The following is a 25,644-nucleotide window of genomic DNA, read 5'->3' as shown; positions in this document are numbered from 1 at the left end:
TACTCAGGCGCTCAAATGATAGTAATTCTCATTGTCTGCGTCAAGACATCGGGCTGATAGATAACGCCAATCTGCCAACCCCTCCGTACAGTTCCGCCGATACACTGCCCCGCGACCGGTTCGAGCGGACGGCGTCAAGACCGTCCTGCCGGTTCCATCCATCCACCCCCGACGGAGACAACACGCATGACTTTCCTGAAGCGCCGCGCCCTGATGCGCACGGCTGTGCTCGGCCTGAGCCTCGCCCTGCCGCTGCTCGCCACCGCCCAGTTGCTGCCCACCGCCCGGCCCGAGTCGGTGGGTCTGTCGACCGAACGCCTGCAGAAACTCACCGACGTGCTCAAGGCCGACGTGGCGGCCGGCAAGATCCCCGGCGCGGTGCTGCTGGTCGCGCGCCAGGGCAAGGTCGCGTGGTTCGAGCCGGTCGGCAAGCTCGACGCGGCCGCCGGCACCCCGATGCCGCGTGACGGCATCTTCCGCATCTACTCGATGAGCAAGCCCATCACCACGGTCGCCGCGATGATGCTGGTGGAAGACGGCCGCCTGAAGCTGGACGACCCGGTCGCGATGTACCTGCCCGAGTACGCCCGCATGACGGTCGGCATCGAGAAGCCCGGCGCCGACGGCAAGCCCGTGCTCGAGACCGTGCCCGCGCGCCGTCCGATCACCGTGCAGGACCTCATGCGCCACACCTCGGGCCTGACCTACGGCTTCTTCGGCCCGGGGCTGGTCAAGCAGGCCTACAACGCCGCCAACCTCGCGGACGGCGATCCGACCAACGCCGAGTTCTCGCAGCGCCTGGCCAAGCTGCCGCTGGCCTACCAGCCCGGCACGACCTGGGACTACAGCTATTCGACCGACATCCTGGGCCGCGTGGTCGAGGTGGTGTCGGGCCAGTCGCTGTACCAGTTCGAAAAGACGCGTCTGTTCGACCCGCTGGGCATGAAGGACACCACGTACTACGTGTCCGAGCCGGCGCGTCAGCCGCGCATTGCCGAGCCGCTGCCGAACGACCGCAGCTTCGGCGTGGGCGCCGACCTGAACGATCCGCGCATCGCGCGCAAGCTCGAGTCGGGCGGCGGCGGGCTGGTTTCGACCGCGTCCGACTACGCGCGTTTCCTGCAGATGCTGCTCAACGGCGGCACGCTCGACGGCACGCGCTACCTCGGCCCGCGCACGCTGGCGCTGATGACGAGCGACCACTCGAACGCCGGTGCCGGCATCGCGGCCGGCCCGCTCTACCTGCCCGGTCCGGGCTATGGTTTCGGCCTGGGCTTCGCGGTGCGCCGCAACGACGGCGAAGCGCCCTACCCATCCGGCGGCGGCGAGTACAACTGGGGCGGCGCGGGCGGCACCTACATGTGGGTCGATCCGAAGAACGAGATGTTCGTCGTGCTCATGCTGCAGTCGCCCAAGTACCGCACCCACTACCGAAGCCTTGCGCGCAACATGGTCTATGCGGCGGTGCTGAAGTAGCCCGCATGGCACGCAACCGCGGGCCTTGGCGCAAAATCGGCACCGCCCCATGAAGAACAGCAGCAGCAGCACCGTCATTCCGATCGTCCCCGCGGGCCACGCCGTCGTGGCCGCGCCTGACGTCGCCGTGCCCGCCACCGGGCTGCTGGCCGACCGGCTGGGCCGCCCGCTGACCGACCTGCGCATCAGCGTGACCGACCGCTGCAACTTCCGCTGCAGCTACTGCATGCCGAAGGATGTGTTCGACAAGGACTACCAGTACCTGCCGCACAGCGCCCTGCTGAGCTTCGAGGAAATCACGCGCCTGGCGCGCCTCTTCGCCTCGCACGGCGTGCGCAAGATCCGCCTCACCGGCGGCGAGCCGCTGCTGCGCAAGCACATCGAAGGGCTCATCGCCCAACTCGCCGAGCTGCGCACGCCCGACGGCGACCCGCTCGAACTCACCCTCACCACCAACGGCTCGCTGCTGAAGCGCAAGGCCGCCGGGCTCCAGGCCGCCGGCCTGCAGCGCGTGACCGTGAGCCTGGACAGCCTGGACGACGCCGTGTTCCGCCACATGAACGACGTCGACTTTCCGGTGGCCGACGTGCTGGCCGGCATCGACGCTGCCATTGCAGCGGGCCTGGGCCCGATCAAGGTCAACATGGTCGTCAAGCGCGGCACCAACGAGCAAGAAATCTTGCCGATGGCGCGCTACTTCCGCGAACACCACGGCGGCAAGGTCGTGCTGCGCTTCATCGAGTACATGGACGTGGGCGCCACCAACGGCTGGCGCATGGACGAGGTGCTGCCTTCGGCCGAAGTCGTCGCGCGCATCGCGGCGGAGTTTCCGCTCGTGCCGCTCGAAGCCACCACGCCCGGCGAAACCGCCCAGCGCTGGGCCTACGCCGACGGCGGCGGCGAAATCGGCGTGATCAGCAGCGTGACCCAGGCCTTCTGCCACGACTGCAGCCGCGCACGCCTGTCGACCGAGGGCAAGCTCTACCTGTGCCTGTTCGCCAGCCAGGGCCACGACCTGCGACCGATGCTGCGCGACGGCGCGAGCGACGGCGACATCGCCTCCGCCATCGGCCACATCTGGCAGGGCCGCGCCGACCGCTACTCCGAGCTGCGCGCGCTGCGCGGCCCCGACGACAGCGCCCCCGACGCGACGGCCCCTCGCCGCGTCGAGATGAGCTACATCGGCGGATGAGGCCGCCAGCCATGGGTACCGCACCGGCCATCACAGCGGCCGACATCACGGGCCTCGTGCTCGCCGGCGGGCGCGGCACCCGCATGGGCGGCGTCGACAAGGGCCTGCAGTTGCTGCAGGGCGAGACGCTCGCCGCGCACGCGGTGCAACGGCTGCGGCCGCAGGTCGGTGGTGTGCTCATCAACGCCAACCGGAACTTCGCGACCTACGAGGCCTTGGGCGTGCCCGTGTTCGCCGACAGCGTGCCCGACCACCCCGGGCCGCTGGCCGGCATGCTGAGCGGACTCGAACACTGCCCCACGCCCTGGCTGCTCACCGTGCCCTGCGACACGCCGCGCTTTCCGCCCGACCTGGCGGCGCGGCTGGCCGAGGCCCTCGCCGCCGACGGCTCCCACGCGCGCATCGCCATGGCCGCCGCACCTGAAACCGACGCCGACGGCCGCACGGTGCTGCGTCGCCAGCCGGTGTTCTGCCTGCTGCACATCGAACTGCGCGACAGCCTGCGCCGCTTTGTCGAGGAAGGCGGCCGCAAGGTCGGCGCCTGGACCGCGCAGCACAACGCCCTGACCGTTCCCTTCGACCGCCCCGGCGACGCGCCCGACGCCTTCTTCAACGCAAACACGCTGGCCGACCTGCTGACGCTCGAACAGCCATGAGCCGCATCGCCGCCATTGCCGCCGATCTCGCGGACTATGACGCGGGCGATCTCGACGTCGACACCGTCACTGCCTTTCTCGCGCGCCTCGTCGCGCCGCTGGCCGTGGCCGAGTCCGAAGATCTCGCGCTGCGCGACGCGCTCGGCCGCGTGCTGGCCGACGACCTCGTCTCGCCCGTGAGCGTGCCGCCGCACGACAACTCCGCCATGGACGGCTACGCCTTCGACGGCGCGCTGCTGCCGGCCAACGCACCGATCGACCATTCGCTCACGCTGCGCGTGGCAGGCACGGCACTGGCCGGCTCGGCCTGGCGCGGCGCGCTGGGGCCGCGCGACGCGGTGCGCATCATGACCGGCGCCATGATGCCGGCCGGCCTCGACACCGTGATCCCACAGGAGTTCTGCAAGGTCGACGGCGACCAGGTCTGCTTTCCGGCGCGCGTGCTCGGCCGAGGCGACAACCGCCGCCTCGCCGGCGAAGACCTGAGGCGGGGTCAGCCGGCGCTGCGGCGCGGCGAACGCCTGTCGCCGGCCGCGCTCGGCATGGTCGCCAGTCTCGGCCTGGCGCGCGTGACCGTGCGGCGGCGGCTGCGCGTGGCGTACTTCTCGACCGGCGACGAAATCCTGTGCCTGGGCGACACGCCGCGCGAAGGCGCCGTGTACGACAGCAACCGCTACACGCTGTTCGGCCTGCTCACGCGGCTGGGCTGCGAGGTGATCGACCTCGGCCTCGTGCACGACGACCCCGCCACGCTCGCGGCCACGCTGCAGCGCGCAGCGCGCCAGGCCGACGCCATCGTCACCAGCGGCGGCGTGAGCGTGGGCGCGGCCGACCACACGCGCGACGTGATGCAGCAGCTCGGCGACATGGCCTTCTGGCGAGTCGCGATGCGGCCCGGACGGCCGCTGGCGGTAGGGCTGATTCCACGCGAGGCCGCCGCCTCGCCCGTCGTGCTGTTCGGCTTGCCGGGCAATCCCGTGGCGGCGATGGTCGCCTTCCTGGCCTTCGTGCGGCCGGCGCTGCTGCGGCTCATGGGCTGCCACGACGCGGCCGCAGCTGCGCCGCCGCTGTTGCGCGCGCGCAGCGCCGGGGCCATCCGCAAGAAGCCGGGCCGCACCGAATACCAGCGCGGTTTCGTCCGGCAGGTGCCGGGCGCGCTGCCCGAAGTGCAGGTGGCGGCGCACCAGGGCTCGGGCGTGCTGAGCTCGATGGTCGAGGCCAACGGGCTCGTGGTGCTGCACCACGACCAGGGCCATGTGGACGCCGGCCAGGAGGTCGACGTGATAATCTTCGAGGGGCTGATCTAGCCCCAGGCGCTGCCGGTCAGATCCGGCCCAATGCCTTGTCCACGCCCTTGTTGGCCAGCATGTCGGCGCGCTCGTTGCCCGGGTCGCCCGAGTGTCCCTTCACCCAGCGCCACTCGATCTGGTGGCCGCCTTCGGACACCAGCTTGTCCAGGCGCTTCCAGAGTTCGACGTTCTTCACCGGCTCCTTGCTCGCCGTGACCCAGCCCTTGGCCTTCCAGCCGCGAATCCACTCGGTGATGCCCTTGCGCACGTACTGGCTGTCGAGGTAGAGGAGCACCTTGCAGGGCCGCTTGAGCGCGGCCAGGCCTTCGATCACGGCCGTGAGTTCCATGCGGTTGTTGGTGGTGTTGAGTTCACCGCCGAACAGCTCCTTCTCGGTGGGCCCCGACTTGAGCCACGCGCCCCAGCCGCCCGGTCCCGGGTTGCCCTTGCACGCGCCATCGGTGTAGATCACGACTTCGTTCAAACTGACTGTTCCTTGTTTCTGTGGCTGTCCGACGCGGGCGATGCCGCCCGCTTCTGTGTTCTGTTCCATTCAATTCTTGCCCGCTTTGCTGCGGTGTACCTTGCCCGCGATGGGCACCGGCGCAGTGGCCCGCGCTGCCGCCCGACGCCAGTCGGCACTCAGCAGCCGCATGCCGCGCACGCGCTTCACCGCCACCAGGAAGTAGGCCGCGCCGAAGATCGGCCACCAGCGCTCGCCGGCGGCGTCCATCCAGCGCGAGCGCTCCAGCCAGGCGTCGCTGCGCACCGCCGGCCGGTAGATGCCGAAGCGGCCCGACTCCACCTCGAAGCTCAACAGGCGCAGCCAGTCGCGCATGCGCCAGTAGCCGATGAACTCGCCGGCCTCGGGCAGGAAGGTCTCGCCCAGGCCCAGCCGGCGGTAAAGGTGCCCGCGGCGCTGCCGCAGGCCCCACAGGCTCGTCGGGTTCAGGCCGCAGATCACCACCCGGCCCTCGGGCACCAGCACGCGCTCGACCTCGCGCAGCGTGGCGTGCGGATCGGGACTGAGTTCCAGAGCGTGCGGCAGCACGACGAGGTCGAGGCTGTTGGCCGCGAACGGCAACGCAGTGAAATCGGTCACCAGCGTGGCCTTGCCGGCCCGCATCGGATCGGTCAGGGCCAGCCAGCGGTGCGGCATCCGGTTGGCGCGCAGCCCGTCGACCTCGGCGGCGCCGAGCTGCAGGGCGTGGTAACCGAAAACATCGGCCACCGCTTCGTCGAACTGGGCCTGTTCCCAGGCCAGGAGGTAACGGCCCGGGGGGGTCGCGAACCAATCCTGCAAACCTATAATTTGACCGCTCATGACCCTTGTTCCGCTGCCCGCCTTTGCTGACAACTACATCTGGATGCTGCACGACGGGCACCACGCCATCGTGGTGGACCCGGGCGATGCCCAACCGGTGTTCGATGCGTTGGCGCACCACAAGCTGCAGCTGGCCGCGATTCTAGTCACGCACCACCACGCCGATCACACGGGCGGCGTGGCCGCGCTGCATGCGGCCACGGGTGCGAAGGTGTGGGGCCCTGCGCGCGAGCGCATCCCCGAGCCCTTCACGCCGCTGGTGCAGGGCGACATCGCACAGGCCCTGGGCCTGCGCTTCGAGGTCTTCGACGTGCCGGGCCACACGGCCGGGCACATCGCGTACTTCCTGCCCGCCTCGGCCGCGCAGGCACCCGTGCTGTTCTGCGGCGACACCCTTTTCTCCGGCGGCTGCGGCCGCCTGTTCGAGGGCACGCCCGCGCAGATGCTCGCCTCGCTCGACGCCCTGGCCGCATTGCCCGGCGACACGCGCGTGTGCTGCGCCCACGAATACACACTTGCTAACCTGAAGTTTGCCCGCGCCGTGGAACCCGGCAACGACGAACTCACTCACTACAACGCGCGTTGCGAAAGCCTGCGCGCACAAGGGCAGCCCACGCTGCCCTCGCAACTGGCGATCGAACGCCGGATCAATCCCTTTCTTCGCAGCCGCGAAGCCACTGTCCTTCGAGCAGTGCGGGCCCATGCCGAGCTTTCCGCGGATGCCGCCGAAGCCGAGGTGTTCGCCGCGCTGCGCCAATGGAAAAACGACTTCCGATGAAATTTATCGTTGCCACCTGCCTTGCAGGCTCCCTGGTACTCGCGGGCTGCGCGGGCACGGACAACAGCGCGTCTTCCTCCGCCACCACCGCTTCCGCCGGCGGCACCGGCGCCCGCCCTTCGGGCAAGGCGACGCCGGTCTATCCGAGTGCAAGCGATCTCAGCCCGCTGACCAGCGGCCAGGCGCATTCGCAGAGCGTGGTCACGCTGGCACCGCCCGCCGACATGTGGGACCGCATCCGCCGCGGCTTCAAGATGCCCAACCTCGAGAGCGACCTGGTGCGTGATCGCGAGCAGTGGTACGCCAGCCGGCCCGACTACATCCAGCGCATGACCGAGCGCTCCAACAAGTACATCTTCCACATCGTCGAGGAGCTCGAACGCCGCAACATGCCGACCGAGCTGGCGCTGCTGCCGTACATCGAGAGCGCCTTCAACCCGCAGGCCGTGTCGAGTGCGCGCGCCGCCGGCATGTGGCAGTTCATGCCCGCCACCGGCACCGACTTCGACCTCAAGCAGAACATCTTCCGCGACGACCGCCGCGACGTGGTGGCCTCCACCCGCGCCGCGCTCGACTACCTGCAGAAGCTCTACGGCATGTTCGGCGACTGGCAGCTCGCGCTGGCTGCCTACAACTGGGGCGAAGGCAGCGTGGGACGTGCCATCGCCAAGAACCAGCGCCTGGGCCTGCCCACCACCTACAGCGACCTGTCGATGCCCGCCGAAACGCGGCTCTACGTGCCCAAGCTGCAGGCCGTGAAGAACATCGTGGCGAACCCGCAGGCCTTCAACGCCGAGTTGCCACTGATCGCCAACCACCCCTACTTCCAGACCGTGCCGCTCACGCGCGACCTCGATGTGGAACTGGCGGCCAAGCTGGCCGACGTGCGCATCGAAGACTTCCGCGCGCTCAACCCCGCTGCCCACAAGCCCGTGCTGATCGCGGCCGGCACGCCCGAAATCCTGCTGCCCTGGGACAACGCTGCGGTCTTCAAGCGCAACTTCGACGCCTACGCGCAGGGCCAGTACGCCAGCTGGACAGCCTGGGTCGTGCCCTCCACCATGACCGTGGCCGACGCCGCCCAACGCACAGGCATGAGCGAGTCGGACCTGCGCGCGCTCAACAACGTACCGCCGCGCATGCTCATCAAGGCCGGCTCCACGCTCATCGTGCCGCGCGGCGCGCGCGTGAAGGAAGACGTGGCGGCCGTGGTGGCCGATGGCGGCCACCTGAGTTTCCAGCCCGAGGTCATCACGCGCCGCACCACCGTCAAGGCCCGTCGCTCGGACAACGTGGCGAGCATCGCGCGCCGCTACAACCTGAAGCCCGCTGCCGTGGCCGACTGGAACGACGTCAACACGAACCATGCCTTCAAGCGCGGCTACAGCGTGGTCGTCTACCTGCCGGTGCGCGCCACGCCCACGGCGCGTGTCGGCTCGGGCGCGGCGCCTGCACGCGGCCGGGGTGCGGCGGTGGTCACATCCAAGCGCGGCGGTACGCCGGGCAAGACCGCGGCACGCGGCAGCAGCAGCGCCAAGCAGGTGGTGGCGCGCCAGCCGCGCGGCGGCACGCCGTCCAAGCGCAAGCGCTGAGCGCCGTCCTGCCGGCGGGCGACGCCGGCCCCCTCAAAAAAACGATGTCCGGAGGACAGGCCATGGCGTTCGAAGGATGTCCGGCGGCCTCTTCGCGGGACGCGCGCTGGTGCAGGTCAACATCGAGACGCGCCAGACCCACTGAAGGCGATTCGCGCGCTGAACGTGCAGTTCAGAGTTTCTCGGTCTCCCCGCTGCGCGGCTGCCACTTCATGAGCCGCTTCTCGATCAGCCCCACGAGCCCGTCGAGCGCCAGCGCGAAGGCCGTGAGCACCACGATGCCGGCGAAGACCGTGTTCACGTCGAAGGTGCCTTCGGCCTGCAGGATCAGGTAGCCCACGCCACGCGCCGAACCCAGGTACTCCCCCACCACCGCGCCGACGAAGGCCAGGCCCACCGACGTGTGCAGGCTGGAGAACACCCAGCTCGTGGCGCTGGGCAGGTACACCGTGCGCAGCAGCTGCCGCTGGTTGGCGCCCAGCATCTTCGCGTTGGCCAGCACCACCGGGCTCACCTCGCGCACGCCCTGGTAGACGTTGAAGAACACGATGAAGAACACCAGCGTGACCGCCAGCGCCACCTTGCTCCAGATGCCAAGGCCGAACCACAGCGCGAAGATCGGCGCGAGGATCACGCGCGGCATCGAGTTGGCGGCCTTGATGTACGGATCGAGGATCAGGCTCGCCGTGGGCGCGAGCGCCAGCCACAGGCCGCAACCCAGCCCGAGCGCCGTGCCGATGCCGAAGGCCAGCACCGTTTCGAGCAGCGTGGTGCCCAGGTGGCGGTAGATGTCGGCGTTGCCCTTCAGGCCTTCGGGAAACAGCAGGTTCGGCGGCACCTCGAAGGGCAGGAACCAGCTCCAGATGCGCCCCGCCACCACGATCGGCTGGCCGAGGAAGAACGCGATCTGGTCGTTGCGCGAGGCCACGTGCCAGGCCACCAGGATCACGGCCAGCAGCATCAGCTGCCAGAAGCGCGCATGGCGCGCGTCGAGGCGAGGCATCATGCGGCCTTCCTCAGTTGCTGTGCGTAGCCCTTGAGCACTTCGTCGCGCAGCACCTCCCAGATCTGCCGGTGCAGTTCGACGAAGCGCGGCTGCGTGCGCACTTCGGCCACGTCGCGCGGGCGCGGCAGGTCGATCACGAACTCACCGATCGGCCGCGTCGCCGGGCCGGCCGACAGCACCACCACGCGGTCGCTCATCGCAATCGCCTCGTCGAGGTCGTGCGTGATGAAGAGCACGGCCTTCTTCTTCGCGCTCCAGAGTTCGAGCACTTCGTTTTCCATCAGCTGCCGCGTCTGCACGTCGAGCGCGCTGAAGGGCTCGTCCATGAGGATGATGTCGGGGTCGAGCACCAGCGTCTGCGCCAGCGCCACGCGCTTGCGCATGCCGCCCGAGAGCTGGTGCGGGTAGCGGTCGCCGAAGCCCGAAAGGCCCACGCGCGAGAGCCAGGCCTCGGCCTGCGCGTGCGCCTCGGCATCGGGCACGCCGCGGTACTGCAGCCCCACCTTCACGTTGTCGATGGCGCTGCGCCATGGCATCAGCGCCTCGGTCTGGAACATGTAGCCCGCGCGCCTGTTGACGCCCGTGAGCGGCTGGCCGAAGACCTTCACCCCGCCCGACGATGGCTCCAGCAGGCCCGCGCCCACGTTCAGCAGCGTCGACTTGCCGCAACCCGTCGGCCCGACGACCGAGACGAACTCGCCCGCGCCGATGCGCAGCGTGGTGTCGTCCACCGCGGTGTAGCGCTGGCCCGGGTCGTCCTTCGAATGGAAGGTGCAGCGGATGGAAAGGAGTTCGAGTGCGTAGTCGGACATGGCGCTCCGGAAGAAAAAACCCGGCCGAAGCCGGGTTGCTGAACGTTCGCAATCAGGCTTTGAACCTGTCTTTCGCACGCTTTGCAAAATCGTTGGTGTAGGTCCTGGCGAGGTCGATCTTGTCGGCCTTGACCGCGGTGTCGAAGCTCGCGATGGCATTGAGCGCCGTCTTCGGTCCTTCGGCCGGCACGAGGCCGTCGGTGGCGATGGACTCGCGCACCTTGTCGAACGACGCGAGGTACAGCGCACGATCGCCGAGCAGGTAGGTCTCGGGCACGGTCTTGATGATGTCGCCCGGACCTGCGGTCTGCAGCCACTTGAGGCCGCGCACGATCGCGTTGGCCAGCGCCTGGCAGGTGTTGGGATGCTTCTGGATGAAGTCGATCGGCGCGTAGAGGCAGGCCGCGGGCATCGGGCCGCCGAACACCTGCTCGGTGCCCTTGAGCGTGCGCGTGTCGCTGATGATCTTCACGTCGCCCTTCTGCTCGAGCATCGTCATCACGGGATCGGTGTTGCTGATGGCGTCGATCTGGCCCGAGCGCAGCGCAGTGAGCGCACCGGCCGCCACGCCCACGCCGATGAAGCTCACGTCGCTGGCCTTGAGGCCGCCGCGCGAAAGCACGAGGTTGGCCACCATGTTGGTCGAGGAGCCCGGCGCCGAGACACCGATCTTCTTGCCCTTGAGGTCCTGGATGCCGGTGTAGCCCGCCATGTTCTTGGTCGACACACCCACCGCGATCTGCGGTGCGCGGCCCTGCAGCACGAAGGCCTGGAAGAACTGGTTCTTGGCCTGCAGGTTGATCGTGTGTTCGTACGCACCCGAGCAGACATCGGCCGAGCCACCTACCACGGCCTGCAATGCGCGCGCACCGCCGGCGAAGTCGGAAATCTCGACCTCGAGGCCTTCGGCCTTGAAGTAGCCCAGCTGTTCGGAGATGGTCAGCGGGAGGTAGTAGAACGCCGCCTTGCCGCCCACCGCGATGGAGACCTTGGTCTTCTCCAGCTTGGCCTGCTGCGCAAAGACCCGCGGCAATGCAATCGTTGCGGCAGCGACTGCGGAGGCGGAAATGAGGGTTCTGCGATGAAGCATGGCGCGGTCCTGCGGGCTCTGTGATTCTTGTGAACTGAATCGAGCTTAGGCGTGCGCGCCGCCGGCCTGCATCGGGGTCATCCCGTGCGGGTTTTCACGTAAGCATGAAGGCCTCCTGGCACAGCCTTCGTCCCCGCGTTATCGGGCCAGGAAAAGTATCGCGATATTGACCAGGAACGCGAGTGCCCAGACCGCGCTGCGCGCACTCGCTGCGCCGCGGATGTACAGGCCGAGATAGATCACGCGCAGCACCACGTAGGCCACCGCGAGCATGTCGAGCCGCGCCTGCGCCACGCCGAGCTGGTGCGCGATGAGCACCGCGCCGATGAAAAACGGCAGGCCTTCGAAGCTGTTGGCCTGCGCACTGTTGGCGCGTGCGCGCCAGCCGCTTTGCTTGGCGGCCCAGTCGCGCGGCTGCACGTTGTCGTGCGGACCGAAGTTGCCGGCCTTCGCGATCCATGCCGCAAGGTACGGCAAGCCGCAGGCGATGAACACGCACCAGTAGGCGACGGTGAGCAAAGAGAGGGTCATGGTGACGACAACAAGGAAGAAGAACGAACGCGGCCTTGAACAGGCCGCGCCTCAGCGGCGATCGACCAGCGCGTGCGCAATGGTGCCGAGGTCGACGTACTCGAGTTCGCTGCCTGCCGGCACGCCGCGCGCAAGGCGCGTCACGGTGAGCCCGTGCTGCTTGAGCGCTTCGCCGATCACGTGCGCGGTGGCCTCCCCTTCGGCCGTGAAGTTGGTCGCGAGGATGACCTCGCTCACGGTGCCGTCGCGTGCGCGGTCGAACAGCTTTTGCAGGCCGATGTCCTTCGGCCCGATGCCGTCCAGCGGACTGAGCTTGCCCATGAGCACGAAGTAGTAGCCGCGAAAGGCACCTGTGCGTTCGAGCGCGGCCTGGTCGGCCGGTGTCTCGACCACGCACAGCTTGGAGCCGTCGCGCCGCGAGTCCATGCAGACATGGCAGATCGGCGCTTCCGTGAAGGTGTTGCACAGCTCGCAGTGCCGCACCTGGCCTGCCGCCTGCTGCAGCGCGCGCGCGAGCAACTGCGCGCCCTCGCGGTCGTGCTGCAGCAGGTGGAAGGCCATGCGCGAGGCCGACTTGACGCCGACACCGGGCAACCTGCGCAGCGCATCGACCAAAGCGTCGAGCGAACTGGCGTCTGCCATGCCTCGCTTAGAACGGAAGCTTCATGCCAGGGGGCAGGCCGGGCATGCCGGCCGTCAGCTTGCCCATCTTCTGCTCGCTGGTTTCCTCGGCCTTGCGCACGGCGGCGTTGAAGGCGGCAGCCACGAGGTCTTCGAGCATGTCCTTGTCGTCGGCCAGCAGGCTCGGGTCGATGGTGATGCGCTTGACGTCGTGCTTGCAGGTCATGACGACCTTGACGAGACCGGCGCCCGACTCGCCTTCGACCTCGATGTGCGCCAGTTCTTCCTGGGCCTTCTTGAGGTTGTCCTGCATTGCCTGCGCCTGCTTCATGAGGCCGGCCAGTTGTCCTTTGTTGAACATCGTTGGTCCTGTCTGTGATGGGTTGGTGATGGAAAGAATACGGTCGAAAAATGCGGCAAGGGCGGCGCCGGTTTCAGAGGGGTTTCAGCGATCCGGGCACGATCTTCGCATCGAAGTCGCGCATCAGCATCTGCACCTCGGGGTCGCTGCGGATGGCTTCCTCGGCCACCCGCTGGCGCTCGTCGGCCGCCTGCTTGTTGCGGCGCGCCGGGCTGTCGACCACACCGCCGATCTCGATGGCCAGCCGCACATTGTGGCCGAGGCCCTGCAGCGCCGCGGTGAGCTTCTCGCGGCTGGACGGCTGGTTGAGGGTTTCGCGCTCGATGCGCAGCATCCACTGGTCGGTGTCGCGCGCCACCAGCTGCGACTGCAGCGCCAGCTCGCGCGCCAATGCCGCGACGCTTTCGGCAGCGACGAGCTGCATCACCGTGGCGTGCCAGAAGTCGCCCTCTTCGCTCGGCGGGATCGGGGTGTAGGTGCTGCGCTGTTCTTCTTCGCGCGGCACGTCGCGCTGGCCGGGCGGCGGCTGCACGCGGATCGGCACGCCGACGACATGGGCTGCAGGGGCGTCGGACGCTTCCTGCGGCGCAGGCCGGGGCATGGGCTGGCGCTGCGGGGCATCGAGCACTGCGAGCCGCTGGCCGGCCGGCGCGGGCTGCGCAGGCGGTTGCGAAGGCGCGGCAGCAGATGCCGTATCGGGCACCGAAGGCCGGGAAACCGGGGCGGCTTCGCGCGCGGGAGCCCGCGGCGCGGCGCCGCCGGCGTCATTCAGAGTTTTTTTTTCCGTGGAGGCCGTCGAGGCGGTCGCGTGGGAGGGCTTGAAGGCCAGCAGCCGCAGCAACACCATGGTCAGCGCCGCGTACTCGTCGGGCGCCAGGCCCAGCTCGCCGCGCCCGTGCAGGCACAGGCTGTACAACAGCTGCGTCTCGTCGACGGGCATCAGCAACGCCAGGCGGGCCGTGTCGGCCGTGTCGGCCGCGTCGGGGTCGGTGGACGCATCGGCCGATTCGGCGCGCGAGGGCACGGCCTGCAGCACGGCCATGGCCTGCAACACCGCCGTCATTTCTTCGAGCGTCGACGCGGCGGACATGCCGTCGCGTCGCAGCGCCTCGGAGGTGTCGACCACCGTCTTGCCGTCACCTTGTGCGAGCGCCTCGATCAGGCGGAACACATGGCCGCGATCGACGCTGCCGAGCATCTGGCGCACGCCGGTCTCGAGCAGTTCGCCGTTGCCGAATGCGATCGCCTGGTCGGTGAGCGAGAGTGCATCGCGCATCGACCCACGTGCGGCGCGTGCCAGCAGGCGCAGTGCCTGCGGCTCGGCCGGCACCTGTTCGGTCTGCAGCACACTGGTGAGGTGTTCGAGCACCGTCTCGGGCGCCATCGGCCGCAGGTTGAACTGCAGGCAGCGCGAGAGCACCGTGACCGGCACCTTCTGCGGATCGGTCGTAGCCAGCACGAACTTGAGGTACTCGGGCGGCTCTTCGAGCGTCTTGAGCATCGCGTTGAACGCGGTGTTCGTGAGCATGTGCACCTCGTCGATCATGAAGACCTTGAAGCGCCCCTGCACCGGCTTGTAGACGGCCTGTTCGAGCAGCGACTGCACCTCGTCCACGCCGCGGTTGGAGGCCGCGTCGAGTTCGGTGTAGTCGACGAAGCGGCCCGAATCGATGTCGCGGCAAGCCTGGCACACACCGCACGGCGTGGCGGTGATGCCGCCCTGCCCGTCCGGGCCCTGGCAGTTGAGCGACTTGGCCAGGATGCGCGACACCGTGGTTTTGCCCACGCCTCGCGTGCCGGTGAACAGGTAGGCGTGGTGCAGGCGCTGCGTCGTCAGCGCGTTTTCCAGCGCCTGGACCACATGCCCCTGACCGACCATCTCACCGAAGGTTTTCGGACGGAACTTGCGAGCGAGCACGAGATAAGACATTGCGGGCATTCTAAAAGGCGCGGCGGGGGTCACTTCACGCTTGTTTCCCGTCCCCTCGAAATGATTCACGCCCCGGCAAAGGGGGCAAATTCGCGCGGTTAGAATGCAGGCTGACGGGCCTCCCTGCATGGTGAAGTGGCCAACCGGGTCAGGTGGGGAACCAAGCAGCCCTAACTGCGTAGTCAGTGCCAGGGGTAAGGCTCGTCAACCTAACATCAGAAGCCGTGAGTTCCTTTCTTGAGAACTCATGCGCTGTGCTCCGGGTTACCAACCCAGGACACTTCAACCTCCCAGAATTTCTCGCAGTCCACTGTGAACATGGACATCCGGCCCGCCCGCATCGGTGATCTCGACGCGCTGGTGCGCCTGGACACCGTGGCCGCGCACAATGCGCGCCGCGCCGTGCAGATCCAGGGGTGGATCGAAGACCGCCTCTGCCACGTGATCGAGACCGATGGCGACATCGCGGCCTACGGCGTGCTGCACCACCACTTCTTCGACTGCGGCTTCATCGAGATGCTGATGGTCGGCGAGAAGTTTCGCCGTCGGCGACTCGGCCTGAGGCTCGTCGATCACTTCAAATCGATCTGCGAGCGCCCCAAGCTTTTTACCTCCACGAACCGCTCCAATGGAGCGATGCAATCGCTGCTGAAAGAAGCCGGCTTCAGGGAGAGCGGCCACATAGAAAACCTCGATGCGGACGACCCCGAGCAGGTGTTCTTCTGGCCGTGCGAGCGCTGAACAGCGCCTGCTGCTACAGCCCCAGCCGCGCGATCGCACCTCGCGCGGCAGCCGCCCCGCTGGCCATCGCGGCTGTGAGCAGATAGCCGCCGGTAGGCGCTTCCCAATCCAGCATTTCCCCTGCCGCAAACACCCCGGGCAGCGCCGTCGCCATCAACGCCGGATCGAGCGCATCGAAGCGCACGCCGCCCGCGGTGCTGATCGCCTCGTCGACCGGCCGCGTCGTGACGAGTTTCAGCGGCACCGCCTTGATGGTGGCCGCCAGTTGCGCCGGGTCCTGCATCGCTTCCTTGCTCAGCGCCTCGTGCAGCACGCCCGCCTTGATGCCCTCGATGCCGAGACGGCTCTTGAGATGGCTGCTCAGCGAACGCGCGCCGCGTGGATGCTTCACCGCGGCGAGCACCTGTTCGGCGCTGCGGTCGGGCAGCAGGTCGAGCAGCAGCGTCGCGCTGCCGTGGGCGGCGATCTCATCGCGCAGCAGCGCCGACGCCGCATAGACCAGGCTGCCCTCGATGCCCGTGGCCGTGGCGACGAACTCGCCCTTGCGCGCAAAGTGGCGCCCCTGGCTGTCGGTGAAGGCGATCGCGACCGACTTGAAAGGCTGCCCCGCGAAGCGGCTCGAAAAATGTTCGCTCCAGCCGGTGCCGTCGAAGCCGCAGTTGGCAGGCAGCAACGGTGCCACGGCCACGCCCTGCGCCTGCAGCCACGGCGCCCACGCGCCGTCGGAGCCCAGGCGCGCCCAGCTCGCGCCGCCCAGGGCCAGCACCACCGCGTCGGCCTTGGCCGTGACTTCGCCTACCGGCGTCGCAAAGCGCAGTGCGTTCGCGTCGAATGGCCCGTCACCCACCCAGCGATGGCGCATGTGGAACTGCACACCCGCGGTGCGCAGGCGATGCAGCCATGCGCGCAGCAAGGGCGCGGCCTTCATGTCGGTCGGAAACACGCGGCCCGAGGTGCCGACGAAGGTCTCGATACCCAGTCCGGCCGCCCACTCGCGCGCCTGCTGCGGACCGAAGGCCGCGAGCACCGGTTCGAGCTCGGCGCGGCGTTCGCCGAAGCGGGTGACGAACACATCGAAGGGCTCCGAGTGCGTGAGGTTGAGGCCGCCGCGGCCGGCCAGCAGGAACTTGCGGCCCACCGAGGGCATCGCGTCATACACGTGCACTTGCGCGCCGGACGCGCTCAGCACTTCGGCCGCCATCAGGCCGGCAGGGCCGCCGCCAATGACGGCGACGGTAGAAGAAACAGTCATTCGAGATTCACCAGTTCGCCCTGCCCGGTCAGGAACGCGGCGCGCACCATGGCACCGGGGTAGGCATGTTGCACGGCAGTGCGGTAGCGCTGCATCTGTGCGATCAGGGCCGCGTCCCGTTCGGGGCGCGCGGCCGATTTGTAGTCGAGGATCCACCATGCGCCAGTGGCGCGTTCGCGCACCAGCCGGTCGATGCGCAAGGTGTCGCCCTCGTGGACCAGCGTGACTTCGTTGCCATGCCAGTCGATGCTGCGATCGTCCCACACCCAGGCACCGGCGCCCGCGCGGATGCGCTGGGCCAGTGCCGCAGCGCCGCGCGCCTGTTGCGGGTCGAGCATGAACTCGCGCGCGGCCGCCCGCACGTGGGCCGGCGGCAAGGCCTCGCCGGGCACCGCCCATTCGAGCAGCCGGTGCATGGCCTGGCCGAACGCGGCGGCGCGCGCATCGACCGTGGCGTCTTGTGCCTTTTTCTTTTCGGGCACCGAACCCGTTGTAGTCACGAGCGGCACGGGCAGTTGCTTCATCGCGAAGGTGGCCGATCCGGCTTCTGCAGCGGCAAGCGCTTCAACCAGCGGCTCGTCGGCCTCTGTCGGCTCGCACAGCGGCTCCAGCCGCGCCCACCAGCTGCCCTCGTTGGCGCGCGACGGCTTCACCGACGACAGCACCAATCGCTCGCGCGCCCGCGTGGTCGCCACGTAGAGGCCATTGAGCTCTTCGCGGTGGCGCGCCTGCTGCTCTTCTTCAAGCAGCGCGGCGGCGCAGGCCGGCGGCGTCTTCTCGCTGGCCAGGAACACGAAGCGCGTCGGCGCGCTGTCGCTGCCCTTCCATTCGACCAGCACCCCCATGGTCTGGGCGCGAGGCGGCGGCGCGTCGCAATCGAGCATCAGCACGGTGTCGGCTTCGAGGCCCTTGGCGCCGTGCACGGTCAGCAGCTGAACCGCTTCGGGCGCGGCCACGGTGGGCGCGCGCACGCCACCCGCACGCAAGGCCCGCACCAATGCGTAGGGCGTCGCGAAACGCGCACCGTCAATATCGAGCGAAGCGGCGACCAGCCCGCGCAGGTTGGCCAACGCGCTCTGGCGCAAGGCGGCCGGCACCGCTGCGCCGAACTTCGCGAGCACGTCGCCATCGTGAAAGATGGCGTCCAGCGCATCGTGCGGCAGCATCGCCATCAGCCAGCGCTGCCAGCGACGCAGCTGGACGCCGGCCTCGGTCAGCACGGACGGCAGGCCCTCGCCTTTCTGGATCAGCGAGAACCAGCTGGCCACCGGCGTCTCGCGCTGGCAGCGTGCCAGTTGCACCAGCGTGTCGTCGTCGATGCCGAACAGCGGCGACTTGAGCGCGCGCGCCAGCGACAGGTCGTGCGCAGGCGACACCAGCGCGTCGAGCAGCGCGACCACGTCCTGCACCTCGGGCGCATCGTTCAGGTCGTTCTTCTCGGGCTGCTGCACGGGAATGTGGCGGCGGCGCAGCGCGTCCTGCATGGCCGACAGCCGGCTGCGACGGCGCGCCAGCACCATGATCTGGCGCGGCGGCGTGCCGTCGGCGATGCGCTGCGCGACCCAACGCGCGGCCTGTTCGCATTCCTTCTGCAGCAGCTGCTCTTCGGGCAGCACGCGCGGCGTGACGAGGCTGTCGCGCCAGTGCAGCATGCCGTCGTCGGCGGGCGAGGTGGCCACTGTTGTGTCGAGCGCGTCGCGGTCGATGGCGGGCAGCTTCAGCAGCTCGCCGTCGTCGCCGCGCTCGGTGGTGTGGGCGCGGTAGCCGTCGAACTCGCCGGCCGCCTGCGCGGCCAACATCGCGCTGTTGACGAGGCCGACCACGGCACGCGCGTTGCGGTGCGTGTGGTCGCAGTTGAGCAGTTCGCCGCCGAGCCCTTCGCGCACGAACTTCTTGGCGGCGATGAACACCTGCGGCTCGGCGCGGCGGAAGCGGTAGATGCTCTGCTTGGGATCGCCCACGATGAACACGCGCGGCGCGCTGCCGCCCGCGCCGGTGTAGGCGCTGAGCCAGCCATACAGCGCCTGCCACTGCAGCGGGTTGGTGTCCTGGAACTCGTCGATCAGCAGGTGCGCGACGCGGGCATCGAGCCGCTCCTGCACCCAGCCCGACAGCGCCGACTGGCCCAGCAGCAGCTGCGCGGCCTGCTCGACGTCGTTCATGTCGACCCAGCCATGGGCGCGCTTGACCTCGCCGAAGGCCGTGATCAGCAGGCGCGTGAGCCGCGTCATGCGCTGCTGGTACAGCCAGGCCGCATGCTGGGCCTGTGCGGCGCACAGCAGTTGCAGCTCGGTTTCGGCCTCTTGCGCGGCGGGGAATTTCTGCAGGTTCTTGGTGAGCCGGTCTTCGCTCGCGACGAAGAAGGTCTTACGCAGCACGGCGAGCGCGTCGGCCAGCGCCTCAGGCGCGGGCTCGCCCGTGCCGAACACATCGATGATGGCTTCGGCCGCCTTCTGCGGTGTCTTGTTGGCCTCGCGGCCGAGGGCGGCGGCGCGGTCGAGCCAGCGGCGGCGCACGGCCTCGCCGCGCAGCGCGTCGGTCGGCACCTCGAGCCCCTGCAGGGCCGGGTACAGCACATCGAAAGGCGCCACCGCGTTCTCGGCATCCGACAGCGAGAACTCGACCCGCTTCGACAGCGCCTCGCCCAGCGCCTTCGCCGTCTGCGAGCGGCCGTGCGTGGCGACGACGGCGTAGTAGTCGGCCAACGCGCGCGCGTCGCCGGTCACGGCCTCGAAGAACGGCCGCCAGGTGTGGTTGCGGGCCTCGGCATCGTCTTCGAGCAGTTCGTAGTTCGCCGGCAGGCCCAGCTCGCGCAGCACGGCGAGCGGCGCGTTGCGCAGCAGGCCCGCGAACCATGCGTGGAAGGTGCGGAACTGCACGGGCCGCCCGCCTTCGAGCAGGCGCCGGTAGAGCCCCTGCAGGCGCGGCACCGCGGCCTGCGCGGCCTCCGGCGTCATGCCGCGCATCACCAACTCGCGCTGCGACGCGGCCGGATCGAGTTCAGCAAACAGCGCGAGCCACTGGTCAAGCCGCTCGCGCATTTCGCCGGCGGCCTTCTTGGTGAAGGTGATGGCCAGGATCTCGTGCGGCTCGCAGGCTGAATCGCCCTCTTCGAGCAGCGCGCGCACGATGCGCGACACCAGCATCCAGGTCTTGCCGGCGCCCGCGCAGGCCTCGACCGCGACCGAGCGCCGCGGATCGCAGGCGATGGTGTAGAAGGCCTCGCGCGCGACGTGCCGGCCGTTGTGTTCGTAGGCAGCGCCGTTCATGGCGTGACCTCCCAGAAGTCTTTTCGGCACAGGCCGCGTGCGGCGCAGAAATCGCAGACGCTGCCCTCGCCCAGCGGCGGCAGCGGGGCGCCCTGCGCGATGCGCGCGAAGTCGTCGATGATGCCGGCGACCAGCGCATCGCGCGCCTCGACCACGGCCAGCTGCTCGACGGTCTGCGTGCCCGACGATTTCTCGCCCACGTTGACGTAGGCCGCACGCAGGGTGTCGTCGGCGATCAGCGCCGCGTAGAAGGCGAGCTGCGTGTCTTCGGTCGGGTCTTTCACGCGCTCCTTGGTGACGGAGGCTGTTTCGGTCTTGTAATCGATCACGAAGGGCTGGCCGTCGGCGGTGCGGTCGACGCGGTCGAGCCGGCCGACCAGCCGCAGGGTGCCCAGGGGCTGCTCTTTCCAGGGCTCGGCCTCGATGAAGACCGCCCCGCCCGCCTCATGCTTGGCGAGCCATTCGAGGTAGCCGTCGCGCACCGCCGGCCACGCGGCGGCGAACGGCAGGAATTCGCCATCGGAATAGCCGAGCGTGCGCGTGACATCGCGCGCGGTATCGCCGAGCAACGCGGCGCGCGCCTGCGCATCGTTGGTCGGCGCATCGCGCAGGGTCTCGTGGAACTGGCCGAGCACCGCGTGCAGCCAGTTGCCGAAGTCGCGCTTGTCGACCTCGGCATCGAGCTCGTCGGCGGTGCGCAGGCCCAGCTGGCGCAGCGCGAAGAAGCGATAGGGACAGCGCCGCAGGTCTTCGTAGACGCTGGTCGACACGTTGGTGAGCGGCAGCAGCGCGCCCGACGGCGTGGGCCGCAGGGTCGGCGTGACGGCAACATCGCGCGGCGTGCGCGGATCGACGCCCGGCTGCAGCGCATGGGCGAGCTGCAGGGCCTGCACGAGCGGGCTCGGCCGCACGGGCTCGCCGCTGGCATCGGAATGGCGCCAGACCAGGTCGCAGCACGGGTTGCGCGTGGCCATGGCCCAGGCCGCACGCTGCGCGATCTCCAGCACCTCACGCGACGCCAGCCCCAGGTCGAGACGCTGCGCCGCACTCCAGTTGCCCGGCGGCTCGGGCGACGCGGGCATGCGGCGGTCGTCGCAGCCGGGAATGACGACGGCGCCGAAGACGCGGCCCAGCAACTGGTTCATCGGCAGCACCGACACCTTGGGGGTTTCGTCGCCGGCGGGCGGCACGAAACTGGCGTCTTCCAGCACGTCGCGCACCCAGGCCGTGAACTCGGCCAGGCTGTGGCGCCCGCCGGGGAACTCGTCTTCTTCGCCGTGCGCGTCGGCATCGAGCCAGAGGGCACCGATGACCTTGGCGCCAGCGAAGTCGGCGGTGAGCGCATCCCACTGTTCGCCGGCCGTCAACAACTCGCGCAGCGCGCGGTGCCAGTCGGCCAGGGAGCGCGCGCGCGCCATCGGGACGCGGCGGGCCTCGATGACGGCGGTGAAGACGCGCAGGCCTTCGTCCTGCGGTTTCTCGCTGCGCGCGATCAGTGCGCACCACGCCTGCCAGTCGCGCACGCCTTCGCGTCGCAGGCGCACTTCGAGCGACTGGACGGCGAACCCATCGACCTCGGCGCCGCTTTTGAGCCATTCGAGCACCTGGTCGGTGGCAGCGTCATGCGCGCAGGCGCGCAGTGCGCTCATCAGCGTGGCGGCGGCGCGCGTGGTGGACAGCTTCCAACCGGTTTCGTCGTGCGTGACGACACCTTGGGTGCTCAGCTGCGCGCTGATGCGGCGGGTGAGCGCGCGGTCGGTCGCGACGAGCGCGACCGGCGCGCGGCCCTCGGCCAGGTGCTGCAGCACGCAGGCGGCGGCGAGCTGGGCCTCGTCTTCGGGATCGAGCGCCACATGGGCCTGGGCAGCGGACGGCGGTGCATTGGCGGGCACCAGCGGAATGCGGATCGCGCGGTCGCCCCACAGCGTGCACAACGCCTGCGTCAGCGGGTCGGTCTGGAAGCCCTCGAGCACGATCAGCGCATCGACCTGGGTGCGCGCCGCGTCGCGCAGCAGCACGTCGGTCGCGTAGCCCGAGTTCGCGGCCCAGGCCACGGCGACACGGATCAGCGCGCTCTCGATGCGGAACCACTCCGACTCGCTGCCGGCATCGGCCACCTTGGACGCCCCCTGGGCCCAGTCGCTGCCGCGCACGTCAGGCGCCACGGCGGATGCCAGCGGTGCCAGCTGGTAGGCCAGCTCGACCACGCGCCCCGCGAGCGCGAAGCGTTCGGACTGGAAGCCGGATTGCGCCAACAGGCCCTGCGCCGTGACCAGGTCGCGCGCCATGTCGAAGGCGATGTCGTAGCCGGACGGCAGGAAGCCACCCGCACTGCGCGCCCAGTTGTGCGTGGTCTCGAAGCGCGGCACGAAGCCCGGGCTGCCGCAGCGCGCCCACATGCCGCGCGCAACCGCCATCAGCTGCGCGTACGGCACCAGCACCACGGTGCGCGCCGCATGCAGCTGCCGTTCGACGAGTGCGCGGACGATCCGCGCGACGACGCCGTCGGCGGGGTCGCACCACAGGGCCTGGACGGGGTGGCCTTCGTTCATGTTCTATTGAGGGATTGAGGGGGTCGGCAGCAGGGCCGCAAAGGGCTTTGGCTATCGCCGCCATAGCCGGGCCGCATGGCACGTCACCCCTTGGTTTCTGTCACAATGACCAGCACTTTAGCTGCACCGAAACTCTCTCTGCGCACAAGGACACATCACATGGCCAGCGAACTGATCAAACACATCTCCGATTCTTCCTTCGAGGCCGACGTGCTCAAGTCCAGCCAGCCCGTTCTGGTCGACTACTGGGCCGAATGGTGCGGTCCCTGCAAGATGATCGCCCCCATCCTGGACGAAGTCTCGGCCACCTACGAAGGCAAGCTGCAGATCGCCAAGCTCAATGTCGACGAAAACCGCGACATCCCCGCCAAGTTCGGCATTCGCGGCATCCCCACGCTGATGCTGTTCAAGGACGGCCAGCTGGCCGCCACCAAGGTCGGCGCCATGAGCAAGGCGCAACTCACGGCCTTCATCGACCAGCAACTCGCCTGATGCATTTCCTCCGGCCAGCGCGCAATGCGTTGGCCGGGGCGATTTTCCTGTCATAATCGCCTGCAGTTCACCGGGCCTTTCATCAGGCAACCGGTTCGAGTTCCCCGGTTCGTGAGGCAGTTCTTGCCCCACATCAAACCTCCCCCCGTTCCAGATTCGATTACCCCTCCAGGGGTCGTTCCATGCACTTAAACGAACTCAAGGCACTCCACGTGTCTGAAGTCTTCAAGCAGGCTGAGGCGCTTGAAATCGAAAACATCGGCCGCATGCGCAAGCAGGAGCTGATGTTCGCGATCATCAAGAAGCGCGCCAAGGCCGGCGAACAGGTCTTCGCCGACGGTGTGCTCGAAATCCTGCCCGACGGCTTCGGCTTCCTGCGCAGCCCCGACACCAGCTTCACGGCCAGCACCGACGACATCTACATCTCGCCCAGCCAGGTGCGGCGCTTCAACCTGCACACCGGCGACATGATCGAAGGTGAAGTGCGCACGCCCAAGGACGGCGAGCGCTACTTCGCACTGACCAAGCTCGACAAGGTCAACGACGGCGCACCCGAAGCCAACAAGCACAAGGTGATGTTCGAGAACCTGACGCCGCTGTTCCCCAAGGAACAGATGAAGCTGGAGCGCGAAGGCGTCAAGGGCGAAGAGAACCTCACCGGCCGCATCATCGACATCATCGCCCCCATCGGCAAAGGCCAGCGCGCCCTGCTCGTGGCACCGCCCAAGAGCGGCAAGACGGTGATGATGCAGCACATCGCCCACGCGATCAGCGCCAACTATCCCGACGTGCACATGATGGTGCTGCTCGTGGACGAGCGCCCTGAAGAAGTGACCGAAATGCAGCGCACGGTGAAGGGCGAAGTCATTGCTTCGACCTTCGACGAGCCCGCAGCGCGCCACGTGCACGTCGCCGAAATGGTGATCGAGCGCGCCAAGCGCCTGGTCGAACTCAAGAAGGACGTGGTGATCCTGCTCGACTCGATCACCCGCCTGGCCCGCGCCTACAACAACGTCGTGCCCTCGTCGGGCAAGGTGCTGACCGGCGGCGTCGACTCCAACGCACTGCAGCGTCCCAAGCGCTTCCTGGGCGCTGCGCGCAACGTGGAAGAAGGCGGCTCGCTGACCATCATCGGCACTGCGCTGATCGACACCGGCAGCCGCATGGACGAAGTGATCTTCGAAGAGTTCAAGGGCACCGGCAACTCCGAGATCCACCTCGACCGCCGCCTGTACGAAAAGCGCGTGTTCCCGTCGATCCAGCTCAGCCGCAGCGGTACGCGCCGCGAAGAGTTGCTGCTGGCCCCCGAGATCCTGCAGAAGACCCGCATCCTGCGTCAGCTCATGTACAACATGGACGAGATCGAGTCGATGGAGCTGATGCTCAAGAACATGAAGGCGACCAAGACCAACGTCGAGTTCTTCGACATGATGCGTCGCGGCGGCTGAGCACCCGCTCGCTCTCCCGCAAGAGCGCGTTGGCCCCCACGGGCCGACGCGCTTTTTTCATGGGCGCTCGATACGGATGGCGCGGCCCTCGGATGCGCTCTGGCGGCCGATGTCGAGCAACTCCATCAGTGCGACAGCTTGCTCGGTCGGCACGGGATTCGGCCCCTTGCCGAGGATCGCGTCGCAGACCGCCGCGTAGTAGTCGACATAGTTGCCGGCCTGGGTCGGCACTGCGCGAAAGCGCGGCGCGCCGCCGCCCTCCATCAGCGTGAGTTCTCCCTCGAGCGGATCGGCGCCCCACCCTTCGACCGGCGGTCGCTGGCCGGCGCGCAGTGCGTCTTCCTGCGGATCGACGCCGTACTTCACGTAGCTCCCGCGCGTGCCATGCAGGATGTAGCGCGGCGCCGCATGGACCGCGAGCGTCGTGGCGTGCAGCACCACGCGCAGCGGTGCGCAAGGACCGCTCTCGTAGCGCAGCACGGCATGGAAATAGTCTTCGACCAGCGCGCCATCGCGCAAGACGGCCGTATCGAGTTGCAGCGTGTCAGGCCGACCGAAAAGCTGCACGGCCTGGTCGAGCAGGTGGGAGCCCAGGTCCACCCACAGGCCCGAACCTGGCACGGGCTGCTCCCGCCAGCGCTCGCGAACCTGCGGCCTGAAGCGGTCGAAATGCGATTCCAGGTACACCGGGCGCCCCAGTTCACCGGACGCCAGGACCTGCTGGAGCGTCAGGAAGTCGGCATCGAAGCGCCGGTTCTGGTAGACCGAGAGCACGCGATTGTTGCGTTTTGACAACAACTCAAGCGCCCGGGCTTCGGCCACATCGAGCGTGAACGGCTTGTCGACCACCACGTGCTTGCCGGCCTCCAGGGCTGCCCTGGCAACCGGGTGATGCTGGGCGTTGGGCGTTGCCACCACCACGAGGTCGATGTCCGCCCGGGCGACCAGCGCCGCCACGTCGGGCACCACGGCCACGCCCGGCCAGTCGGCGTGCACCTTGTGCGGCTGCGAACTCGCCACGGCCGCCAGTTCGAGCCCCGGAACAGCCGAAAGCACCGGGGCATGGAAGGTCTGGCCGGCAAAACCGTAGCCGACGAGGCCGGCGCGAAGGGGTGTGGAAGTCATGGGAGGGCCCGGTTTGCTCGCAATTGGGGCAGTATGCGATAATCATGGGCTCCGCGAAAAGTGCGGCTGGGCACGTCGCCCGGCTTCCTTGGCCCTCATACTTCACG

The 25,644-nt window shown here is 68.6% G+C and carries 22 protein-coding genes and 1 other RNA gene; 10 read left to right on the top strand and 13 right to left on the bottom strand.

The genetic code is table 11. From position 1 onward, the window contains the following. Positions 1 to 186 precede the first annotated feature (186 nt). From ASD34_RS18585 to glp, 4 genes are read left to right on the top strand one after another with little or no spacing between them, the layout of a single operon-like run. A complete protein-coding gene (locus ASD34_RS18585; RefSeq protein ID WP_056580169.1) occupies positions 187 to 1,476 on the top strand; it encodes a serine hydrolase domain-containing protein in 1,290 nt (429 codons plus the stop codon). Positions 1,477 to 1,525: 49 nt separating this feature from the next. Next, a complete protein-coding gene (gene moaA / locus ASD34_RS18580) occupies positions 1,526 to 2,668 on the top strand; it encodes a GTP 3',8-cyclase MoaA (RefSeq protein ID WP_056580168.1) in 1,143 nt (380 codons plus the stop codon). A gap of 11 nt (positions 2,669 to 2,679) precedes the next feature. Then, positions 2,680 to 3,324: a molybdenum cofactor guanylyltransferase MobA gene (mobA, locus tag ASD34_RS18575; RefSeq protein ID WP_157609711.1), complete on the top strand. Its 645-nt coding sequence runs from the start codon at positions 2,680 to 2,682 to the stop codon at positions 3,322 to 3,324. Continuing rightward, positions 3,321 to 4,631 (top strand): gephyrin-like molybdotransferase Glp, encoded by a 1,311-nt coding sequence (glp, locus tag ASD34_RS18570; RefSeq protein WP_056580166.1) that lies wholly within the window; start codon positions 3,321 to 3,323, stop codon positions 4,629 to 4,631. The genes mobA and glp overlap by 4 nt, the downstream gene beginning before the upstream one ends. A 16-nt stretch (positions 4,632 to 4,647) precedes the next feature. On the opposite strand, the gene rnhA is transcribed toward glp, so the two are convergent. Next, the gene (gene rnhA / locus ASD34_RS18565; protein ID WP_056580165.1) at positions 4,648 to 5,097 is read right to left on the bottom strand and encodes a ribonuclease HI; all 450 of its coding nucleotides are present in this window, start codon (positions 5,095 to 5,097) and stop codon (positions 4,648 to 4,650) included. A gap of 69 nt (positions 5,098 to 5,166) precedes the next feature. Further along, positions 5,167 to 5,937 (bottom strand): class I SAM-dependent methyltransferase, encoded by a 771-nt coding sequence (locus tag ASD34_RS18560; RefSeq protein ID WP_225616680.1) that lies wholly within the window; start codon positions 5,935 to 5,937, stop codon positions 5,167 to 5,169. Here ASD34_RS18560 and gloB point away from each other — a divergent pair. Further along, positions 5,936 to 6,715 (top strand): hydroxyacylglutathione hydrolase, encoded by a 780-nt coding sequence (gloB, locus tag ASD34_RS18555; RefSeq protein ID WP_056580163.1) that lies wholly within the window; start codon positions 5,936 to 5,938, stop codon positions 6,713 to 6,715. The two genes, ASD34_RS18560 and gloB, sit on opposite strands and share 2 nt — an antisense overlap. Next, the gene (locus ASD34_RS18550; RefSeq protein WP_056580162.1) at positions 6,712 to 8,307 is read left to right on the top strand and encodes a transglycosylase SLT domain-containing protein; all 1,596 of its coding nucleotides are present in this window, start codon (positions 6,712 to 6,714) and stop codon (positions 8,305 to 8,307) included. The genes gloB and ASD34_RS18550 overlap by 4 nt, the downstream gene beginning before the upstream one ends. A 172-nt stretch (positions 8,308 to 8,479) precedes the next feature. On the opposite strand, the gene ASD34_RS18545 is transcribed toward ASD34_RS18550, so the two are convergent. The 7 genes from ASD34_RS18545 to dnaX all read right to left on the bottom strand — a co-directional run bounded on the left by ASD34_RS18545 (position 8,480) and on the right by dnaX (position 14,658). Continuing rightward, positions 8,480 to 9,313, bottom strand: a complete 834-nt coding sequence (locus ASD34_RS18545) for an ABC transporter permease (protein WP_056580161.1) — start codon at positions 9,311 to 9,313, stop codon at positions 8,480 to 8,482. Then, positions 9,310 to 10,125 (bottom strand): ABC transporter ATP-binding protein, encoded by an 816-nt coding sequence (locus ASD34_RS18540; protein WP_056580160.1) that lies wholly within the window; start codon positions 10,123 to 10,125, stop codon positions 9,310 to 9,312. Before ASD34_RS18540 ends, ASD34_RS18545 begins: the two co-directional genes overlap by 4 nt. Before the next feature lie 52 nt (positions 10,126 to 10,177). Continuing rightward, positions 10,178 to 11,215 (bottom strand): ABC transporter substrate-binding protein, encoded by a 1,038-nt coding sequence (locus tag ASD34_RS18535; protein ID WP_056580159.1) that lies wholly within the window; start codon positions 11,213 to 11,215, stop codon positions 10,178 to 10,180. 138 nt (positions 11,216 to 11,353) lie between these two features. Further along, positions 11,354 to 11,746 (bottom strand): MAPEG family protein, encoded by a 393-nt coding sequence (locus ASD34_RS18530; protein WP_056580158.1) that lies wholly within the window; start codon positions 11,744 to 11,746, stop codon positions 11,354 to 11,356. Between the two features lie 51 nt (positions 11,747 to 11,797). Further along, complete coding sequence (gene recR, locus ASD34_RS18525) at positions 11,798 to 12,388, bottom strand: recombination mediator RecR (protein ID WP_056580157.1); 591 nt, start codon at positions 12,386 to 12,388, stop codon at positions 11,798 to 11,800. Positions 12,389 to 12,395: 7 nt separating this feature from the next. Continuing rightward, positions 12,396 to 12,728: a YbaB/EbfC family nucleoid-associated protein gene (locus ASD34_RS18520; protein WP_007836669.1), complete on the bottom strand. Its 333-nt coding sequence runs from the start codon at positions 12,726 to 12,728 to the stop codon at positions 12,396 to 12,398. Positions 12,729 to 12,801: 73 nt separating this feature from the next. Further along, positions 12,802 to 14,658 (bottom strand): DNA polymerase III subunit gamma/tau, encoded by a 1,857-nt coding sequence (dnaX, locus tag ASD34_RS18515; RefSeq protein WP_056580156.1) that lies wholly within the window; start codon positions 14,656 to 14,658, stop codon positions 12,802 to 12,804. 112 nt (positions 14,659 to 14,770) lie between these two features. On the opposite strand from dnaX, the gene ffs reads away from it, so the two are divergent. Continuing rightward, positions 14,771 to 14,867, top strand: an RNA gene (gene ffs, locus ASD34_RS27185) — signal recognition particle sRNA small type. Positions 14,868 to 14,976: 109 nt separating this feature from the next. Further along, positions 14,977 to 15,399: a GNAT family N-acetyltransferase gene (locus ASD34_RS18510; protein ID WP_056580155.1), complete on the top strand. Its 423-nt coding sequence runs from the start codon at positions 14,977 to 14,979 to the stop codon at positions 15,397 to 15,399. A 13-nt stretch (positions 15,400 to 15,412) separates the two neighbouring features. Here the strand turns inward: ASD34_RS18510 and ASD34_RS18505 are convergent, their stop codons facing one another. Genes ASD34_RS18505 through ASD34_RS18495 form a run of 3 tightly spaced genes read right to left on the bottom strand, consistent with a single transcriptional unit; the run spans position 15,413 to position 22,472 of the window. After that, positions 15,413 to 16,651, bottom strand: a complete 1,239-nt coding sequence (locus ASD34_RS18505; protein WP_056580154.1) for a TIGR03862 family flavoprotein — start codon at positions 16,649 to 16,651, stop codon at positions 15,413 to 15,415. Continuing rightward, positions 16,648 to 19,920 (bottom strand): UvrD-helicase domain-containing protein, encoded by a 3,273-nt coding sequence (locus tag ASD34_RS18500; protein WP_056580153.1) that lies wholly within the window; start codon positions 19,918 to 19,920, stop codon positions 16,648 to 16,650. The genes ASD34_RS18505 and ASD34_RS18500 overlap by 4 nt, the downstream gene beginning before the upstream one ends. Beyond that, on the bottom strand, positions 19,917 to 22,472 hold the full coding sequence (locus tag ASD34_RS18495; RefSeq protein ID WP_056580152.1) for a PD-(D/E)XK nuclease family protein: 2,556 nt from the start codon (positions 22,470 to 22,472) through the stop codon (positions 19,917 to 19,919). Before ASD34_RS18495 ends, ASD34_RS18500 begins: the two co-directional genes overlap by 4 nt. A 159-nt stretch (positions 22,473 to 22,631) precedes the next feature. On the opposite strand from ASD34_RS18495, the gene trxA reads away from it, so the two are divergent. Next, entirely contained in the window at positions 22,632 to 22,964 is a 333-nt protein-coding gene (trxA, locus tag ASD34_RS18490) for a thioredoxin TrxA (RefSeq protein WP_042578306.1), read from the top strand. A 182-nt stretch (positions 22,965 to 23,146) separates the two neighbouring features. After that, complete coding sequence (gene rho / locus ASD34_RS18485) at positions 23,147 to 24,412, top strand: transcription termination factor Rho (RefSeq protein WP_056580151.1); 1,266 nt, start codon at positions 23,147 to 23,149, stop codon at positions 24,410 to 24,412. 57 nt (positions 24,413 to 24,469) lie between these two features. Here the strand turns inward: rho and ASD34_RS18480 are convergent, their stop codons facing one another. Next, on the bottom strand, positions 24,470 to 25,537 hold the full coding sequence (locus tag ASD34_RS18480) for an oxidoreductase (protein ID WP_056580150.1): 1,068 nt from the start codon (positions 25,535 to 25,537) through the stop codon (positions 24,470 to 24,472). Positions 25,538 to 25,644 lie beyond the last annotated feature (107 nt).

This window comes from Variovorax sp. Root473 (genome assembly GCF_001426505.1).
Lineage (GTDB): Bacteria > Pseudomonadota > Gammaproteobacteria > Burkholderiales > Burkholderiaceae_C > Variovorax.
The sequence above is the reverse complement of the archived record's forward strand: the minus strand, read 5'-3'. Positions and strand labels throughout refer to the sequence as shown.

Excerpts from the sequence above, each read along its gene's own strand:
- ASD34_RS18585 (WP_056580169.1), top strand. The coding sequence starts at position 187 with ATGACTTTCCTGAAGCGCCGCGCCCTGATGCGCACGGCTGTGCTCGGC.
- moaA (WP_056580168.1), top strand. The coding sequence starts at position 1,526 with ATGAAGAACAGCAGCAGCAGCACCGTCATTCCGATCGTCCCCGCGGGC.
- mobA (WP_157609711.1), top strand. The coding sequence starts at position 2,680 with ATGGGTACCGCACCGGCCATCACAGCGGCCGACATCACGGGCCTCGTG.
- glp (WP_056580166.1), top strand. The coding sequence starts at position 3,321 with ATGAGCCGCATCGCCGCCATTGCCGCCGATCTCGCGGACTATGACGCG.
- gloB (WP_056580163.1), top strand. The coding sequence starts at position 5,936 with ATGACCCTTGTTCCGCTGCCCGCCTTTGCTGACAACTACATCTGGATG.
- ASD34_RS18560 (WP_225616680.1), bottom strand. The coding sequence starts at position 5,937 with ATGAGCGGTCAAATTATAGGTTTGCAGGATTGGTTCGCGACCCCCCCG.
- ASD34_RS18550 (WP_056580162.1), top strand. The coding sequence starts at position 6,712 with ATGAAATTTATCGTTGCCACCTGCCTTGCAGGCTCCCTGGTACTCGCG.
- ASD34_RS18545 (WP_056580161.1), bottom strand. The coding sequence starts at position 9,313 with ATGATGCCTCGCCTCGACGCGCGCCATGCGCGCTTCTGGCAGCTGATG.
- ASD34_RS18540 (WP_056580160.1), bottom strand. The coding sequence starts at position 10,125 with ATGTCCGACTACGCACTCGAACTCCTTTCCATCCGCTGCACCTTCCAT.
- ASD34_RS18535 (WP_056580159.1), bottom strand. The coding sequence starts at position 11,215 with ATGCTTCATCGCAGAACCCTCATTTCCGCCTCCGCAGTCGCTGCCGCA.
- ASD34_RS18530 (WP_056580158.1), bottom strand. The coding sequence starts at position 11,746 with ATGACCCTCTCTTTGCTCACCGTCGCCTACTGGTGCGTGTTCATCGCC.
- recR (WP_056580157.1), bottom strand. The coding sequence starts at position 12,388 with ATGGCAGACGCCAGTTCGCTCGACGCTTTGGTCGATGCGCTGCGCAGG.
- ASD34_RS18520 (WP_007836669.1), bottom strand. The coding sequence starts at position 12,728 with ATGTTCAACAAAGGACAACTGGCCGGCCTCATGAAGCAGGCGCAGGCA.
- dnaX (WP_056580156.1), bottom strand. The coding sequence starts at position 14,658 with ATGTCTTATCTCGTGCTCGCTCGCAAGTTCCGTCCGAAAACCTTCGGT.
- ASD34_RS18510 (WP_056580155.1), top strand. The coding sequence starts at position 14,977 with ATGGACATCCGGCCCGCCCGCATCGGTGATCTCGACGCGCTGGTGCGC.
- ASD34_RS18505 (WP_056580154.1), bottom strand. The coding sequence starts at position 16,651 with ATGACTGTTTCTTCTACCGTCGCCGTCATTGGCGGCGGCCCTGCCGGC.
- ASD34_RS18500 (WP_056580153.1), bottom strand. The coding sequence starts at position 19,920 with ATGAACGGCGCTGCCTACGAACACAACGGCCGGCACGTCGCGCGCGAG.
- ASD34_RS18495 (WP_056580152.1), bottom strand. The coding sequence starts at position 22,472 with ATGAACGAAGGCCACCCCGTCCAGGCCCTGTGGTGCGACCCCGCCGAC.
- trxA (WP_042578306.1), top strand. The coding sequence starts at position 22,632 with ATGGCCAGCGAACTGATCAAACACATCTCCGATTCTTCCTTCGAGGCC.
- rho (WP_056580151.1), top strand. The coding sequence starts at position 23,147 with ATGCACTTAAACGAACTCAAGGCACTCCACGTGTCTGAAGTCTTCAAG.
- ASD34_RS18480 (WP_056580150.1), bottom strand. The coding sequence starts at position 25,537 with ATGACTTCCACACCCCTTCGCGCCGGCCTCGTCGGCTACGGTTTTGCC.